We start from the raw sequence: 1,406 nt of genomic DNA on the forward strand, positions 1-1,406 counted from the left end.
AAATGAAAAAACTTATAATCTTACCACTGCTAGCAACTCTAGCCTTAGCTGATTATACACAATACAAGCCAAGCGAAGATTTTGCTAAGTATTTTACTAAGCAAAGTTGTTCACAAGTTTTAGATAAATTCTATTATCTAAATTGTTATGATTATAATCTAAAAGGTACAAAAGCTGTAGCTTATAGATTGGAAGCGGAAAATTTAAAAGGCGAACAAATCAAAAAACGCCCACGCTTTGAAGATGATACAAATATTCCTAAAAAATATCGTACTACATGGAGTGATTATAGAAACAGTGGTTATGATAGAGGACACACTCTTTCTAATGCTTCTATGAGAAAAACAACTCAAGCTCAAAGAAGCACTTTTTTAATGAGTAATATTACTCCACAAAATCCACAAATCAATCAAAGGGTTTGGAACAAGATTGAAAAAAGAGAAAGACAAGTAGCTTTGAAGCTTGGAAGTTTAGAAGTTTTAAATTTAGTTAATTATGACAATAATCCACAAAGAATAAGAAATCAAATTGCTATTCCAAGCTCTTATATTAAAATCTTAAAAGGTGAGAATTTTAAAGAATGTTATCAAGTGCCAAACCATGAAGTGGAAAACGAGAATATAAGATCTTATCAGGTTAAATGTCAAAATTAAACCACCTTCCTCACTAAAGGTGGATTTTAATATTATATAAAGTACTGTCAATTAAAAAATAATCCTAACAATGTGTATTTTAAAACACTTAAATTTTATTTAGAAAACATTATTGCTATTAAATAATAAAGAATAAAAATAAGGATGATACTTTATATCGGCTTTTGTAATATCAGTTGTTATACTTGTGAAATTTTATAATTTTGATAAAAATAAAAATTAATCTGTTCTGGAGGTTTTAATTCTTAGATATATGTTTTTATCCCTTGACTTTTAGTATTTTTTTGTTATAAGATAAGAAGAAAAAAGAAATATTTTTTCAAAAAAATAGTAATATTTACAAAAATACCCACAAAAGCAATCTTAAGATTCATGGAATCTATTGGCATAGGATTGTTTATAAATACAGGCGATAGTAGAGCTTTTATTATTTTAATTGAAAGTTTGCTAATTTTAACGGTAGTTGCATTATCATCAATCTTTCTTAAAGATTGAACTTTTTTTGAAAAAAGGAGAAAAAATGGATGGTTATAATATAGCTATTTTAATTGGTGCTATCACTCTTATTTTTGGCACATTGGTTTTAGTAGCTCATTATATCAATGATAAAGACACTAACGAAAGTAAAAGTTAAAAACCTTATTGTCTTAGAAATGATTTAAAGATAGACAAAATTAAATCAAAAATTGTAGGCTGTAAAATAAACATTAAAGCAGCAAGAATAATTACATATGTTCTAACTTCTCTTTTAAA

The 1,406-nt window shown here is 26.3% G+C and carries 1 protein-coding gene; it reads left to right on the plus strand.

Going from position 1 to position 1,406, the window contains the following annotated elements; all coding sequences use genetic code 11:
• The first annotated feature begins 2 nt into the window (after nt 1–2).
• The gene (locus AJ884_RS01560; RefSeq protein ID WP_002807507.1) at nt 3–653 is read left to right on the plus strand and encodes a DNA/RNA non-specific endonuclease; all 651 of its coding nucleotides are present in this window, start codon (nt 3–5) and stop codon (nt 651–653) included.
• Nucleotides 654–1,406: the final 753 nt, after the last annotated feature.

The sequence above is a fragment of the Campylobacter sp. BCW_6463 genome (genome assembly GCF_001762785.1).
In the GTDB taxonomy this organism is placed as follows: Bacteria; Campylobacterota; Campylobacteria; order Campylobacterales; family Campylobacteraceae; genus Campylobacter_D; species Campylobacter_D jejuni.